This window comes from Saccharopolyspora shandongensis (assembly GCF_900106995.1).
In the GTDB taxonomy this organism is placed as follows: Bacteria; Actinomycetota; Actinomycetes; order Mycobacteriales; family Pseudonocardiaceae; genus Saccharopolyspora; species Saccharopolyspora shandongensis.
This window is the reverse complement of the sequence record NZ_FNOK01000044.1, coordinates 67,051-81,469: the sequence shown is the minus strand read 5'-3', so window position 1 is coordinate 81,469 and position 14,419 is coordinate 67,051. Positions and strand designations below refer to the sequence as shown.

Genomic DNA, 14,419 nt, shown 5'->3' with positions numbered 1-14,419 from the left:
GCCCAGGGGCTGGCGTGGCGGCTGTTGTCGGCGAAGGTCGTGATCGCCTGGCGCAGGCGTTTGTTGCAGGCCCAGCGGAACGACACGCCGCGTTGTTTGCCGGATGCCTTGGTGACCGGGGTGATCCCGGCCAGCGCGGCGATGGCGTCGGGGTGGCCGAACGCCTCGCGGGCGTCGCCCCATTCGGCCAGGATCTGGGCGGCGTTGACGGTGCCTGCACGGGGGAAGGACCGGAAGATCTCCCCGTCGGGGTGGGCGTCGATCTTCTCGGCGATGGCGCGGTCGAGGTCCTTGATCGCGGTGTTGAGCGCGGTGATCACGCCAACCTGGGCCAGCACTGCCACGCGCGCACCCTCGGACAGGTCGGGATCGGTCGTGCCGGCCGGCGCCGAGCGCAGCCGGGCCAGCAGGACGGCGGCGGGCTTCTTGCCGGAGTAGCCCTGCTTGGCGCAGAACGCGGCCAGCCGTTTCTCGGTCAGCGAGGCCGCCGACGCGGCGGTCGGGTACTTCGTCAGGAACGCCAGCGCGATCGCCGAGGACAGGCTCGCGAAGATCACCTTGGCTCCGGGCCAGTGCGCGTCCAGCAGCGCGGCGAGCTGGTTGACCGCGGCCACCCGGGCGTCCACAAGGTCGCCCCGGGTCCGCGTCACCGCCCGCACTGCCTTGGTAGATCCCGAATACGGGACCGCGGGGCGGAGTCGGTGGATGCGCACCCGCAGGTAGTCGGCGATCACGTGCGCGTCGCCGGGGTCGGACTTTGCGCCGGAAAGTACCTCGGCCTCACGCCAGGTCTTGATCGCGTTCGGCTTGACCGGCATCACCGGGTGCCCGGCCTCCAGCAGGGCGTCCACCAGACGTCCGTCCGGACGCTCGATCGCCACCGCCGTCAGCTCGGTGTCGCCGAGCTTGTCCAGCCGAGCGGCCAGTCGGGCGAACCCGGCAGCGGTGTGCTCGATGGTGAACGCGGCAACTTTGCGGCCAGTGCGCTCAAGAACGCACACGGCGTGGGCGGTGGCGGCCCAGTCGATCCCGACGAAGAACAACGGCCCATCTTCCAGCGACAACCCAGTCGCCTTCCTGTTCGCAGCACGAGGCAGGAGCCGGGCGGAGGCGAAGGAACCGACAGTCGAGTGGTCACTAACCGGCGCTCTACGGCGCGTCCCTCTGTCATCAATCAACGGTTCCGGGGAAGCCGGGGGCGGCAGTGTCATCGAGGCCCACGAAGGGCGACCACCAAAGGCCGTCACCCCGGCTTCCGCCTAGTTCCTACCACAAGCCCCGTCCAAGGACCTGCACGGAAGAGGGTGCACTAGTGACCACCAGCGCAGATGCCGGGCGGACGCGGCACCGCCGCGCCACACCGCGAACCGGCTCGCCCGCGTCGAAGCCGCCGAGGAGCCGCCGGGTTCCGGGCGGGGAAGCGGCGGCGATTTCGCGCGAAATCGCCCACCGGTCCGCGCGCCAGCTGGGCGCCCGCGCCTCCGCAGGGAGGCGCCGGTGACCGCCTCCGCGCCGCTGCCCACGGGCACCGAGCTCCTCGCGCGCCTGGACCGGCTCCCGGTCGGCAAGCCGCACTGCCGGCTGATGCTGCAGGGCGGCCTCGGCTACCTCTTCGAGTCCTACGACGCCGTGCTGCTCGGCTACGGAGCCTCGGCCGTCGTCGCCCTGTGGAAGGTCGAGTCGGGGCTGGCCGGCTGGCTGCTGGCCTCGGTGTTCATCGGCTACCTGATCGGCGCGCTGGCCGCCGGGCTGCTCGCCGACCGCATCGGCCGCCGCCGCGTGCTGATGTACGCGCTGCTGGTCTACGTCGCGTTCACCCTCGTCGCGGCGACCGCGACCAGCCCGGGCGAGCTGATCCTGTGGCGGATCCTCAGCGGGATCGGGGTGGGCGCCGAGGCCACCATGATCGTGCCGTACATCTCGGAGTTCCTCCCGGCCCGCAACCGCGGCCGCAACATCGGCAACACGATGGTCTTCCTCGGGTTCGGCTACATCCTGGCCGGGCTCACGGCGGTGACCGTGATCAGCCCGTCGCCGGAGCCGGGCTGGCGCATCGCGTGCGTGATCTGCGTGGCGCCGGTGCTCCTGCTGCTCTGGTGGCGCCGGACGCTGGTGGAGTCGCCGCGCTTCCTGATCAGCCAGGGCCGCATCGCCGAGGCCACCGAGATCGTCGAACGCTTCGAGCGGGAGATCGCCGCCCGGCAGGAACTCCCGCCCGTGCCGGTGGTCGTGGAACCCGCGGCGAAGCCCGCCCCGCCCCGGCGGAGCGCGATCCGGCAGTTCGCCGCGCTGTGGGGTCCGGGTCTGGCCGGGCGCACCGCCGTGGTGTGCGTCCTGTGGTTCGCCATCCAGGCGACGCACTACGGCTATGGCACCTGGCTGCCGACGCTCCTGGTACTCAAGGGATTCACGATCTCCAAGAGCTTCTCCTTCGCCCTGGCCAGCGCGGTCGCCCAGGTCCCCGGCTACTACGTGGCCGCCGCCATCAGCGAACGCCTCGACCGCAAGTGGACGATCGTGCTCTTCCTGTGCTGCAGCATCGGCTGCGCGGCCGGGCTCGGTACCGCGACCGACGACGTGGCGATCTTCTGCTTCACCGTCGCCCTGTCGTTCTTCATGAACGGCGTCGCCGGCCCGCTGTACGCCTACACGTCCGAGATCTACCCGACCGCGACCCGCGCGACCGGGATGGGTCTGGCCAGCGCCACCGCCCGGGTCGGGGCCATCATGGCGCCGGTGGCGATCGGATACCTGTACGCGGACATCGGATTCGGCGGCGTTTTCGCGGTGCTGTGCGGGCTCCTGCTGATCGGAGCCCTCGTCCTCGCGGCAGCGGGCCTGCGCACCGCCGGGCGCAGCCTGGAATCGCTGCACGCGTCGCGGGCCCGCGACGACCAGCCGGTCTGATCGCCGGGGAGTTCCCGGTCGAGTGGGAACTCCCCGACGCCGGTCACTTCATCGGGTGGTTGCTGGCCAGCTCGGCGTAGAGCTGGGAACCGCGCAGCAGGGCGAGCCGGAACCTGGCCCAGGCGCTCAGCGGCCCGATCGGTGGGAGCTCGTCGGTGCGGGTGGTCGGCTCGCTGCGGAGCTGGTTCGACATCTCGTCCTCCTCGATTTCAGATCCGGCAACGGGTTTCGGGGTGGTGGTGCGGCGGGTCAGTGCCACACCCAGCAGCACGATCGCCATGCCCAGCAGGACACGCAGGCCCAGCTCTTCGCCGAGCAGCAACCAGCCGAGCAGCACCGAGACGATCGGCATCAGGTAGGCCACGGTGGACGCCGTGGTCGCGCCCTCCTCGCCGATGATCCGGTAGTTGATCGCGAAGGCGAGGCCGGTGCCGAAGATGCCCAGGACCGCGACCGCGAGCAGCGCGAGGGGATCCCAGCTCACCGGCCGCAGGCCGTCGAGCGGGAGCGCCAGCAGCGCGTAACCGGTGGCGGCGATCATCTGCATGGCCGCCAGGGTCAGCGGTGGCAGGCCGTGGTTCCCGGTCAGGTTTCGTCCGATGTAGACGTAACCGATGCCGTAGCTGACCGCCGCGCCCAGGCAGGCCAGCACGCCCCAGCTGAGCAGGCTGCCGCCCTGCCACGGCGCGAAGATCAGCACCACGCCGAAGAATCCCACCAGCAGCCCGCCGAGCCGGGCCGGTGGCATCGCCTCGCGCCCGGCGAACAGCCCGAACAACACCGTCCACAGTGGAGTAGTCGCGTTCAGCACGCCGGTCAGGCCGGAATCGACGGTCTGCTCGCCGAGGCCGAACAGCACCCACGGCAGCGCGCTGCCGAACAGCGCGGCGACGGCGATGTGCCGCCACAGTTTGCGATCGTTGCTCAGCCGCAGGCCGCGCAGTGCGCACAGCGCGATGAGGACCGCGGCGCCCAGCACGATGCGGGTCAGCGCGATCTGGGTCGGGGACAGCGCCCCCAGTGCGAGCTTGATCAGCAGGAAGCTGGAGCCCCACAGCAGTGCAAGCACGCCGAGTCGCACGTAGTTGGTCGGGTTGTTCATGTCTTCTCCGGTCTCGCGGGGCGTGGTCGAGGGGTCGGCCCGCGGAGACGGTAGGTCTCCGAACCTTCGGCGACCGCCGAACCGATCTCCACCTACTACGTTGCGCCCGCCGAGACGTAAGCACAAGTGAATTAAAATCAACCGACGTTTCAGATTTGCTGTATCGTGGGGGCATGTTGGACGTACGCCGGATGCAGGTGCTGAGAGCCGTGGTCACGAGCGGCTCCGTGAGCGCGGCCGCGGCGAACCTCGGGTACACGCCGTCCGCGATCAGCCAACAGCTGTCCACGCTGGAGAAGGAGGCCGGCACGCCGCTGCTGGAGAAGGTCGGGCGCGGGCTGAAACCGACCCCGGCCGGCACCCTGCTGGCCGAGCGCGCCGGGCGGATCGCCGACCTGCTCAGCAGCACCGAGGCGGAGCTGGCCGACATCCGGGCCGGGCGCACCGGCCTGCTGCGGGTGCGGTTCTTCCACACCGCCAGCGTCGGGCTGATCCCGCCGGCGGTCGCCAAGTTCCGCGCCGAACACCCCGACGTGCAGCTGGACCTGCGGTTGCAGGAGGTGGAGCTGGTCGACGACGTGTCCCGCGGCGAGGCCGACCTGGCGATCATCGTGGTGGGCCGCTCCGTGCCCGAGCGGCGCGGGGTGCGGTTCGTGCACCTCGCCGACGACCCGTACCGGATGGTGCTGCCGAAGTCGCACCCGATGGCCGCCGAGGACCGCATCGACCTGGTCCGGCTGGCCGGCGAATCCTGGGTGAACAGCACCGTGACCAGCGACGACATCTGTTCGAGGCTGCTCAGGGACGCCTACGGCAGCGCCGGTTTCACGCCGAAGGTGGTGGTGGAGACCGACGGCACCTACTCCGCCCAGGGCTTCGTGGCCGCCGGGATGGGCGTCGCGCTGGTGCCGCGCCTCGGCCTAGACGTCGTGCACCCCGGCGTGGTGGTGCGGGCGGTGCGCAATCCGGAACCGGCGCGTCGCCTCTACGCCGCGGTCCGCGAAACGGTGGCCGACCTGCCGGCCACCCGCTCGCTCCTGGCGACGCTGCACGAGGTCGCCAGCTGACCGGCGCGCCGCCCGGAACCCCGGGCGGCGCGGATCGGGTCAGCTGCGGCGGTCGGTGTTGATGAGCACGTCGCCGTCCGACGTGGCCACCATGCCGAGGGTGTGGCTCTCGGTGATCTTGCTGTGGCCCTTGGTGAACTGCAGCGTGACGATCACGTTGGTCCCGGACATCACCGGCCCACCGACGATCTTGACGTCGTCGATGGACTTCCAGAACCCCTCGTAGCGGTCCTTGCCCTGCGACTGCAGGTTCGGGCCCAGCAGCTCCCAAGCCTCGTCCAGCTTCTTCGGCACCAGCGAGTAGTAGTCGCGGACCACGCCCACGACCTCGTCCTCGGACGGCTGGTTCGGGGAGCTCGACGTCGAGCTGCTCGTGGTCGGCGGCGCGGACGTCGTCGCCTTGGCGGACGTGGTCGGCGCGGAGCTGGTCTGCTGGACCGACGGGGTGGACTGCGCCGAGGTGGCCGGGCCGGTCTGCTCCGGCGGAGCCCCGTCGCCGAAGGCGTTCGCGGCGAGCACGCCGACCAGCACCGCGACGACGATCGCCACCACCCACAGCGCCACCTGGCGGTAGTTGCGCCGCGCCGGCTCGGCCGCCGGAACCGCGGCGCCGAGCCGCGTGGGCGGGTTGGCGCTCGGCGGCGGGCCCATCCGGTTGCCCGCCGGAGGCGTGCGCGGCCCTGCGGCGGTCGGCCGCTGCCAGCCCACGTTCGGCGAAGCGTTGGGGATCGGCCGCCCGTCGAGCACGGCCTGCAGCAACTCGCGGGCCTGCGCCATGGTCGGCCGCTCGACCGGGTCCGGGCGCAGCAGCTGCATCAGCGCCGGGGTCATCGGCCCGGCCTGCTGCGGCGGCTCGATCTGCCCGCGCGCCACCCGGTGCAGCAGGCTGATCGCGTTCTCGTCCACGCCGAACGGCGGCCCGCCCTCGATCGCCGCGTACAGCGTCGAGCCCAGCGAGAACACGTCGGACGCCGGTGCCGGGTCGCGGCCGAGCGCGACCTCCGGCGCCAGGTAGGCCGGGGTGCCGGCGAGGATGCCGCTCTTGGTGACCGCGACGTCGCCGATGGCACGCGAGATGCCGAAGTCGGTGATCTTCGCGATGTCGTTGTCGCCGAGCAGGATGTTGCCCGGCTTGAGGTCGCGGTGCACGATGCCGGCCATGTGCGCGGCGGCCAGCGCCCCGGTCACCTGCACGCCGATCCTGGCCACCTGCAACGGCGGCAGCACGCCCTGCTCGTCGATGACCGACGCGAGGCTTCGCGACGGGAGGTACTCCATGACCAGGACCGGCTGGCCCTCGTCCTCGGCGACGTCGAACACGACGATCGCGTTCTGGTGCTGCAATCGGGCGGCGATGCGGCCTTCGCGCATCGCTCGCTGACGGGCTTCCTCGGTTTCCTCGGGGGTGTAGCCGGCCTGAAGCAGCAGCTGCTTCACCGCGACCGTGCGGTGCAGGCGTTCGTCAACGGCCTGCCACACCACGCCCATGGCGCCGCTGCCGATCTGCTGCTGCAAGCGGTACCGGCCCGCGATCAAACGACCTTCGGCGCTCACCGGTGTCTCCTGGTACTGGCTGAGCCTGCTTGGACAGTACTGACCGGACCCCCGTGGCCAGCGTTCACTCGACGGTGTTCAACGTTACTGGGCGTCCCGCACCCGGTTGCACCCTGGTGCCGTCCGCACCAGGAAATGCACGTGGCCGGGGTGCCCACCTCGCGGTGAACGCCCCGGCCGGCGCGGGTTCGAGACCGGATCTCGTTATCCCCCGGCGCTGCCGGTCGGCTCGGTCGTCGGCTCGTCCTGGGTGTCCGAGGGCGGAGTCGTCTTCGTCGTCGGCCTCGGCTTGGACGTCTGCGTCGGCTCCTGCGTCTGCGTCGTCGGCTTCGTCGTCGTCGACGGCGCGTTGGTCTTGGTCGACGGCGAGTTGGTCTTCGTGTTGGCCGGCTCCTGCTCGGAGGTGGTCTCGGCCACCGTCGGCGGCGGGAGCGGGTTCATCTCCGAGGTCGTCGGGTTCCCGGTGTTCTCCGGCGGCTTCTGGCTGTTCATCAGCGCCGACGTCACCAGGACCGCGATCACCGCGACGGCGACCAGCGCGATGCCCGAGATCACCACGGGCCGCTTGCTCTTGCGCGGCTTCTCGTAGATCGCCGCATCGCCGCGGGTGTCGGAACCCATGTACGAGGTGGCGTCCTCGTACGGCTGCTCCGAGTAGGGCTCTTCCTCGTAGTACGCGACGGTGGTGCCCTGCGAGCCGACGACGCTGGTCGGGGCCAGTTCGGGCTGGCTGGATTCCGGAGCCAGCGCGGGCGGGATCGGCGCCGCCATGGCCGGGATCGACGTCGCGGAGCCGCCGTCTGCGACGGACTGCAGCATGTCCCGGACCTGTGGCATGTCCGGCCGGTCCTCGACGCGGGCGGCCATCATCGCCATCAGCGGCTGCGCCATCGGGCCGGCCTGCCGGGGCGGTTCGATCTTCCCGGCGGCCACCGCGTGCAGCAGCGCGAGGGTGTTCTCGTTGAGCCCGAACGGCGGGTGGCCCTCGATCGCCGCGTACAGCGTGGCGCCGAGCGAGAACACGTCGGACGCGGACGTCGGCTCCTGGCCCATCGCCACGTCGGGCGAGAGGTAGGCGGGCGTGCCCGCGAGCATCCCGGTCTTGGTGACCTGCACGTCGCCCTGGGCCCGCGAGATGCCGAAGTCGGTGATCTTCACCTGGCCGTTGTCGCCGAGCAGGATGTTGCCGGGCTTGATGTCGCGGTGCACGACACCGGCGGCGTGCGCCGCACCCAGCGCCGAGGCGACCTGCGCGCCGATCCGCGCCACCTCGCGCGGCGGGAGCGGCCCGTGATCGGACATCATCCCGGCCAGGCTGACGGAGGGCAGGTACTCCATGACCAGGACCGGCTGACCCTCGTCCTCGGCCACGTCGTAGACCGAGATGGCGTTCGGGTGCTGGAGTCGGGCCGCGATCCGGCCTTCCCGCATTGCCCGCTGCCGCGCTTCCTCGGCCTCACCCGGATCCAATCCGGGCTGCAGCAACAACTGCTTGACCGCGACCGTGCGGTGCAGGCGTTCGTCGACACACTCCCACACCACGCCCATCGCGCCACTGCCGATGCGTCGCTGCACTCGGTAGCGTCCGGCGACCAGGCGACCTTCGTCGCTCACCGACGTCTCCCCGTACTGCTATCGATGCTCAGCAGGCACCGCGAATCCCGGGGATAATGGTCCCGGGTACGGACCCACCGAACATCGGCGGATTTGGTGGACCGGCTCCGGCCCCCGACATGTACACGTTCTCCTCGCGGTTCGGGCTCGTGGAACGTCTCGAATCCAACCGCGATACGGGAGCCTAGCCGACGCCAGGTCGGCGTAGGCCCGAAGTCGGAAGATCCGTGCAACCTCATTCGACGGTACGCGGAGGCTTCCGCTCGGTCGGCCGAACCGGATTCTCCTCACAGTCGTTTCCGCTGGTGATGTCGGTCCTGCCGGGCCTCGGGCGACGTCCGTGCGGGCAGCGCACCGGTTGCGCTGGGCAACGATATCGGCGCTGTCCGGTTCATCCTGGTACGGCGTCAGGCGTTTCTGGAGACTCGGGTCGTTGCCGCATTGTTGTGCGCGGCCGGTCACGGCTCACCGGGGCGTGATGTGCCGGGCGCCGAGCAGTTCGGCCCCGACGATCTGCGGGGAGGCGTCCGATTCGACGGTGAGCAGCTGGCGCAGCACCACCCGGTGCCCGTCCGGGTAGCGGGCCTTGACCTCCGCCTGCACCACCCCGGCGGAGGAGATCCGAACCTGCGGCTGCATCGATTCGACCGCCTGCCAGGCGCCGACCAGCTCGGCCTGCTGCCCGGCGAGCAGCTCCGGCGACACCAGCGGAACGGCCGAGCCCGGGTCGTCGTCCAGGCGGTGGTAGAACTCCTCGACCAGGTTGAGCGCCGATTCGTGGCTGCCGGCCGAGGGATTCGCGGTGCCCTGCTCCGCGGCCTCCGGCACATCGTCGGCGCCGCCCGAACCGGCCGCCGCGGCGAAGCCGCCGTTGGCTCCGAACGGCCAGCCGGCCTCCCGAACCAGATCCGGGCGCAGCGCCAGCACACCGGTGATCGGGGCGGCGGAGGTGAACGGCCGCGGCGGGGCGGCGGGCTGCGCGACGATCCTCGCGCCGATCGCGGCGGCCGCGAGCAGCAGCAGGGTGCCCAGCAGGCCGAAGGCGATCCGGCTGCGCAGCGTCGGTGCGTCGGCAGCGGGGTCGGGCGTCTTGAGCAGCTCGTCGGCGATCCGCTCGTGCTCCGGTGACAGCGGCTCGCGCCTGATCAACTCGGCCACGGTTACCGCGCCCGCACCGCCGCGTCGCCTGCTGGTCGAAGGATGTTGCTGCACTCGCTCGCCCGCCCTCGTGAATCCGCCGTAGAACTCGTACCGCGCCGACGTCCGGATCGCGAAAGGCTTACCGCCGAGTTCACCAGAAGGGGCGTGCGCGAGGACTCGAACGGAGCAGCGGGTCACGAGCAGTGATCAGGCGATCCGCTCGTCGGACGTGATCAGCGGCTCGTCCGCCATCGTGTACCGCAGCTCCCGGCGCTGCGTCTGCACGGTGCCGTCGGCCATGGTCAGCCGGACGGTGTGCAGCGTGCTGGTCGGGGTCGCATAGCTCTCGACGACCTCGACAGACTTGGCGCGCGAGTACCTCGCGGCGAACGCCTCGTAGCCCTCGGCGTGCAGCGACCCGGTGGTCAGCGCGTACGCACTTCGCAGGTCGCCGCGGCCGATCGCGGCGTAGTACTCCTCGCCGCGCTGCTTGACCGGCCCGGTGTCGGCGAACAGCAGCTCCGGCGTCCGCGTCGGGCTGGACGTGGTCGGGGTGGTGCCGGAGGTCGGCAGGCCGGGAGCGCCGGGGGCGGAGCTGCCGATCGGGTTCGGCTGGATCGGGATGCCCGCGGACGTGGCCAGCGGCGGCGATGGCTGCAGCGGCTGCACCGAACCCGTCGCCCGCACCGCCTCCGGCCGGGTCGGGTCGCCCGTCAGGTAGTACGGATCCGTCGGCGCGACCGGCGGGTACTCCCCGCGCGGCATGCTCGGCAACTCCAAGCCCTTGATGGTCGTCGACCCGCCGGCCAGCAGCGTGGTGGCGAACATCAGCCCGCCCAGCGCAGCGGCCGACGAGGCGATCGCGAACCAGGCCGCCTGCCGCCAGGTCCGCGGCGGGGTGACCGACGCCGGGACCATGCCCAGGTCGAACTTGTGCAGCCCGCCCACCGGCATGGTGTCGACCAGCGGGTCGGTCGTCAGCCGCGCGCCGAGCGAGTGCGCCGGCCGGCGCGGACGGACCGCCGACGTCCGCGACACCGGGGACCCGACCCGGTGCCGGCCGTGCGCGGGCGGTTCCGGCGTCGGCGGCCAGTCGAGCTGGCCGCTCCAGCCCAATTTTCTGCCGCTGTGCATCGGAGATCTCGACTTTCTGCGACTCGCGGGGAGTTCACGACGTGTCGACTACGTGGAATGCCTCGGCGAGTCGACCGGTCATGCCGTGCCGCTCGGCCGTTCGTGCCAGGTGCCGCCGGATCATGCCCTGGAGGTCGTCGAGGTGCGCGGTCTGCGACCGGTGCGCGGCCAGCGCCGCGAGCTTCGCGTCGAAGTGATCGGTGATGTCGACCGCGTGGTTGATCCGCTCTTCGGGTGACTCCGACATCCACAGCTCGCGCACCGTCCACGGCTCCAGCCCTTCCCGCAGCAGCTCGGGGTGGGCGAATCCGTTGCGCGCGTCCGGGTAGATCGCGGCCAGGGTCGCCTCGCCGACGGCCCGGTGGTCGGGGTGCGACGTCGGGAGGTGCGCCCAGTTGATCTCCGGGGAGTGACTGATGACCCGGTGCGGGCGGAGCTCGCGGATCACCTTGGTGATGTCCCGGCGCAGCTGCAGATCCGCGACGACCCGCCCGTCCTGGTAGCCGAGGAAGCGCACGTCGGAGACGCCGACGGCGGCCGCGGCGGCCCGCTGCTCGTCCTGCCGGATGCGCGGCATGTCCTCGCGCGGCGTGTCGTCGAAGCCGCCGGCATCACCCGAGGTGCACACGCAGTAGGCGACCTGCACGCCGTCGGCGACCCAGGAAGCGACGGTGCCCGCCGACCCGAAGTCGACATCGTCGGGGTGTGCGGTGACCACCAGGGCGCGGAGTGTCGAGGACGTTTCCGGCGGCGTGGTCATGGTCACAGCCTAAGGGGAGGGCGCAATGACTCCGGTGCGGGGTCGTGCAATCACACTAGGTGATCAATAAGGCCTTTCAGCGCGAATGAGTACACCGAAAGGCCCAATGCTGATCCGGCGGACAGCTGCTCAGCGTGCTGAGCGCCCGATCAGAACTGCCCGTTGCGGAACTTGCTCTGCGTCGACTGCAGCGCCTTGAGCGAGGCGACGCCGCCGCCACCGCCGAGGATCATCGCGAAGATGTCCGCCCCGGTCGAGTCGCCGCTGCTGATCAGCAGCGCCAGCAGGGTCACGCCCAGGCCGACGCCGGCGATCGGGAACCGCTTCCGGGCGAAGTCCACGGCGGGCTGGCCGCCGGCGCGCTTCTTCGCGGCCGACGTCAGCATCGCGAGGTAGCCCGCGTGCCCGGCGGCGACGAGCACCCCGGCCAGTGTCACGAGAAAGGCCACAAGAGCAAGAACACCCATGACCACAGTCTGCCTTGTTTCCGCCGTGCCCGGTATGGGTGATATCCCGGATATGCCGCGCGCGGGTCGGGGGTGGGTGGAATCCGGGTGGCTCCGGGGTGCCGCCGGAAGTTCCGCCGAATGCACTACCGCGAAAAACGCCCGGTCAGCCGCACTGCCGCGGCGGCCGGTGGAAAAGGTTGTGATTTGACCCTGGATTGAGACCGGACTCACGCCTTAGGTTCTCAGGCTATGAGCGATCGGTTGGCCGGGTCGGTTGGTGCGAGCTCTGCGCGATCCAGCACCAACGGCCTGGATCTGGGGGACAAGCGAGCACTCGTCACGGGTGCGGCGAGCGGGATCGGCGCGGCGGTGGCCCGCCGGCTGGCGGCGGCCGGCGCAGAGGTCATCGCCGTGGACCGGGCGGCCAAGGTCGAGGCCATCGCGGCCGAGATCGACGCCGAGGCCAGGATCGTCGATCTGGCCGACCTCGATGCCGCCGCGGAGCTCGGCGACCGGGTGGACATCGTCGTCAACAACGCCGGTTTCCAGCACGTCGCGCCGATCCACCGGTTCCCCGCCGACACCTTCAGCACGATGCTGCGGGTGATGGTGGAGGCGCCGTTCCGGATCGTGCGCGCCGCGCTGCCGGGCATGTACGACCGCGGCTGGGGGCGGATCGTCAACATCTCGTCGGTGCACGGGCTGCGCGCGTCGCCGTTCAAGAGCGCCTACGTGACCGCGAAGCACGCGATCGAAGGGCTGTCCAAGGCGACCGCGCTGGAGGGGGCGGCGCACGGGGTGACCTCCAACTGCGTCTGCCCGGGCTTCGCGCGGACTCCGCTGGTGGAGCGCCAGATCGCCGATCAGGCGGAACTCCTGCGGGTGCCGGAGGCGCAGGTCCTCGAAGACGTGCTGCTGGCCCGCACGCCGATCAAGCGCCTGGTGGAGCCGGCGGAGGTCGCCGAGCTGGCGGTGTGGTTGTGCGGCCCGGGCACCACGTCGATCACCGGGGCGTCGTTCCCGATCGACGGCGGCTGGACCTCGCACTGAGTTCTTCCCGTCGTGCTGGTGGGCCGCCCTGGGCTGCCCACCAGCACGTTCGCCGTCGGAAACGGGACTGGGAACGGTCGCTTCAGTGGCCGAGGCGGCCGCGGCCCAGGCGAAGCAGGATCATCGCGAGCTCGCGGCCCTCCGCACCGAGTTCCCGGTAGCGGGCGAGCACGTCCATCTCGCGGTTGTAGACGATGCGCGGTCCGCCTGCCGCCATGCGGGCCTGGCCGACCTGTTGGGAGACCTCGGCGCGGCGCTTGACCAGGCGCAGGATCTCGGCGTCCAGGTAGTCGATCTCCTCGCGGAAGTTGCTGATGGCCTCCGCGGCGGCCTGCGTGGCCGAGGCGGGCTCGGACTTCGGCTGGTCACCGTCCACAGTGGCGTTCATCGGGCGTTTTCCTCCGGATTCGGCCCCGTCCCCGGCCCCCGGAACGCGCGAACGCCCCGAGTCCGAGGACCCCGGGGCGTCGTAGTGGTTTTTGAGCTCACGCAGCTACGGGCGCCGGAGTCCCGGGCCCGTAGAAAAACTCGTAGGTCTGCGTTCGCACGCGACCAGTCTGCCACAGCCGGTATCGGCCTGGCCATGAGGTGGGCCCATCATCCCAACGAGTGGACCATGGCGATTATCGATCACCAGTTCGAGTAATTTAGTGGAAATGTGCCGGGAGCAGCGCGGATCTTGGAGTCATGACGACCGAATCCGCTGCAGGCCAGCGTCCAGACCAGCACTCCGACCAGGACTCCCAGCGGCGTCCGCGTCGGCTCGTTCCGCCGTCCTCCGCGCGGACTGCCTACGCGCGCTGCGGATCACGAAGATGCCCGCCGCAAGACCGCCGGCACAGGTCAGCGCGAGCACCGTCCAGCCGTAGCCGACTGCCCGGGCGGTCTCGCCGAGCACCACCGCGACGATGGTCTGCACCGCCGACCACAGGGCGCCGGCGGCCGCCGAGAGCATCAGGAAACGGCGGTACGGCAGCCGCAGCGTGCCGACCACCGCCGGGACCACGGCGTGCACCACGGCGACGAATCGCGTCGTGATCAGCGCGCGCCCGCCGGTGTCGTGCACGACGGTCTCGGCGGCCTGCCAGCGGCGCGCCCCGATCTTGCGTCCTACCCACGTGTTGCGGAGCCCGGGGCCGATCAGCCGGCCCAGCCAGTAGCCCCCGGTCTGCCCGATGACGTTGCCCAGCACCGCCGCGCCGAACAGCGCCGGCGCCCACCGGGCGCCGAGGACGGCGATGGTGAGCAGCAGCGTCGCCTCGCCGGGGATCAGCAAACCGATGAAGAGGGAGGTTTCCAATGACAGCAGGACCAGGGCCAGCAGCACGCACAGCCACGGGTTCAGCGTCGCGGCCCACGCGATGAACTCCCGGATCACGGCATCGATCTGGCTGATCAGCTCCATGGAGGGCTCGTTCCGTTTCCGTGGCGGTTTCGGCGGTCGGAACTCACCATCCAGGCCGGCCGCGCGCGGGGGATCGGGGTAAGCCCCGGGGCGGTCCCTGACTTTCGTGGCCGGGGGTTGGGTCGGAGCCGTGCCGGGCACGCCGTCGGTGGGCCGGGATTCGGGCTCCGGGCCTCGGGTGTCGGTGTCCGAACCGTCCGGCGAGCCGATCCGCGCGTTCGGTTCGGGCACCGGGAT

The 14,419-nt window shown here is 71.0% G+C and carries 13 protein-coding genes; 3 read left to right on the top strand and 10 right to left on the bottom strand.

Annotated elements, in window-relative coordinates; genetic code table 11:
- Positions 1–1,064 (bottom strand): IS110 family RNA-guided transposase (locus tag BLW84_RS33615; protein WP_093273834.1); only part of this gene is annotated, 1,064 nt, incomplete at its 3' end.
- A gap of 433 nt (positions 1,065–1,497) precedes the next feature.
- Here BLW84_RS33615 and BLW84_RS33610 point away from each other — a divergent pair.
- Entirely contained in the window at positions 1,498–2,907 is a 1,410-nt protein-coding gene (locus BLW84_RS33610) for an MFS transporter (protein WP_093273832.1), read from the top strand.
- 43 nt (positions 2,908–2,950) lie between these two features.
- On the opposite strand, the gene BLW84_RS33605 is transcribed toward BLW84_RS33610, so the two are convergent.
- Positions 2,951–4,009: a DMT family transporter gene (locus BLW84_RS33605; protein WP_093273830.1), complete on the bottom strand. Its 1,059-nt coding sequence runs from the start codon at positions 4,007–4,009 to the stop codon at positions 2,951–2,953.
- 173 nt (positions 4,010–4,182) lie between these two features.
- Between BLW84_RS33605 and BLW84_RS33600 the strand changes: the two genes are divergently transcribed.
- Complete coding sequence (locus BLW84_RS33600; RefSeq protein ID WP_093273827.1) at positions 4,183–5,076, top strand: LysR family transcriptional regulator; 894 nt, start codon at positions 4,183–4,185, stop codon at positions 5,074–5,076.
- 39 nt (positions 5,077–5,115) lie between these two features.
- Here the strand turns inward: BLW84_RS33600 and BLW84_RS33595 are convergent, their stop codons facing one another.
- The 6 genes from BLW84_RS33595 to BLW84_RS33570 form a co-directional block, all read right to left on the bottom strand.
- Positions 5,116–6,630 (bottom strand): serine/threonine-protein kinase, encoded by a 1,515-nt coding sequence (locus BLW84_RS33595; protein WP_093273824.1) that lies wholly within the window; start codon positions 6,628–6,630, stop codon positions 5,116–5,118.
- A gap of 204 nt (positions 6,631–6,834) precedes the next feature.
- The gene (locus tag BLW84_RS33590) at positions 6,835–8,244 is read right to left on the bottom strand and encodes a serine/threonine-protein kinase (RefSeq protein ID WP_093273821.1); all 1,410 of its coding nucleotides are present in this window, start codon (positions 8,242–8,244) and stop codon (positions 6,835–6,837) included.
- Between the two features lie 465 nt (positions 8,245–8,709).
- A complete protein-coding gene (locus BLW84_RS33585) occupies positions 8,710–9,393 on the bottom strand; it encodes a hypothetical protein (protein WP_143061184.1) in 684 nt (227 codons plus the stop codon).
- Between the two features lie 198 nt (positions 9,394–9,591).
- Positions 9,592–10,518, bottom strand: a complete 927-nt coding sequence (locus BLW84_RS33580) for a hypothetical protein (protein ID WP_093273816.1) — start codon at positions 10,516–10,518, stop codon at positions 9,592–9,594.
- A 34-nt stretch (positions 10,519–10,552) separates the two neighbouring features.
- Positions 10,553–11,278, bottom strand: a complete 726-nt coding sequence (locus BLW84_RS33575) for a PIG-L deacetylase family protein (RefSeq protein ID WP_093273859.1) — start codon at positions 11,276–11,278, stop codon at positions 10,553–10,555.
- Between the two features lie 149 nt (positions 11,279–11,427).
- Positions 11,428–11,745, bottom strand: coding sequence for a hypothetical protein (locus BLW84_RS33570; protein ID WP_093273813.1), 318 nt, complete (start codon positions 11,743–11,745; stop codon positions 11,428–11,430).
- A 231-nt stretch (positions 11,746–11,976) separates the two neighbouring features.
- On the opposite strand from BLW84_RS33570, the gene BLW84_RS33565 reads away from it, so the two are divergent.
- Positions 11,977–12,777, top strand: coding sequence for a 3-hydroxybutyrate dehydrogenase (locus tag BLW84_RS33565; RefSeq protein ID WP_245761561.1), 801 nt, complete (start codon positions 11,977–11,979; stop codon positions 12,775–12,777).
- Between the two features lie 82 nt (positions 12,778–12,859).
- On the opposite strand, the gene BLW84_RS33560 is transcribed toward BLW84_RS33565, so the two are convergent.
- Together BLW84_RS33560 and BLW84_RS33555 are read right to left on the bottom strand one after the other, a co-directional pair.
- Complete coding sequence (locus tag BLW84_RS33560; protein WP_093273811.1) at positions 12,860–13,165, bottom strand: chorismate mutase; 306 nt, start codon at positions 13,163–13,165, stop codon at positions 12,860–12,862.
- A gap of 297 nt (positions 13,166–13,462) precedes the next feature.
- Positions 13,463–14,182: a DedA family protein gene (locus BLW84_RS33555; protein ID WP_093273808.1), complete on the bottom strand. Its 720-nt coding sequence runs from the start codon at positions 14,180–14,182 to the stop codon at positions 13,463–13,465.
- Positions 14,183–14,419 lie beyond the last annotated feature (237 nt).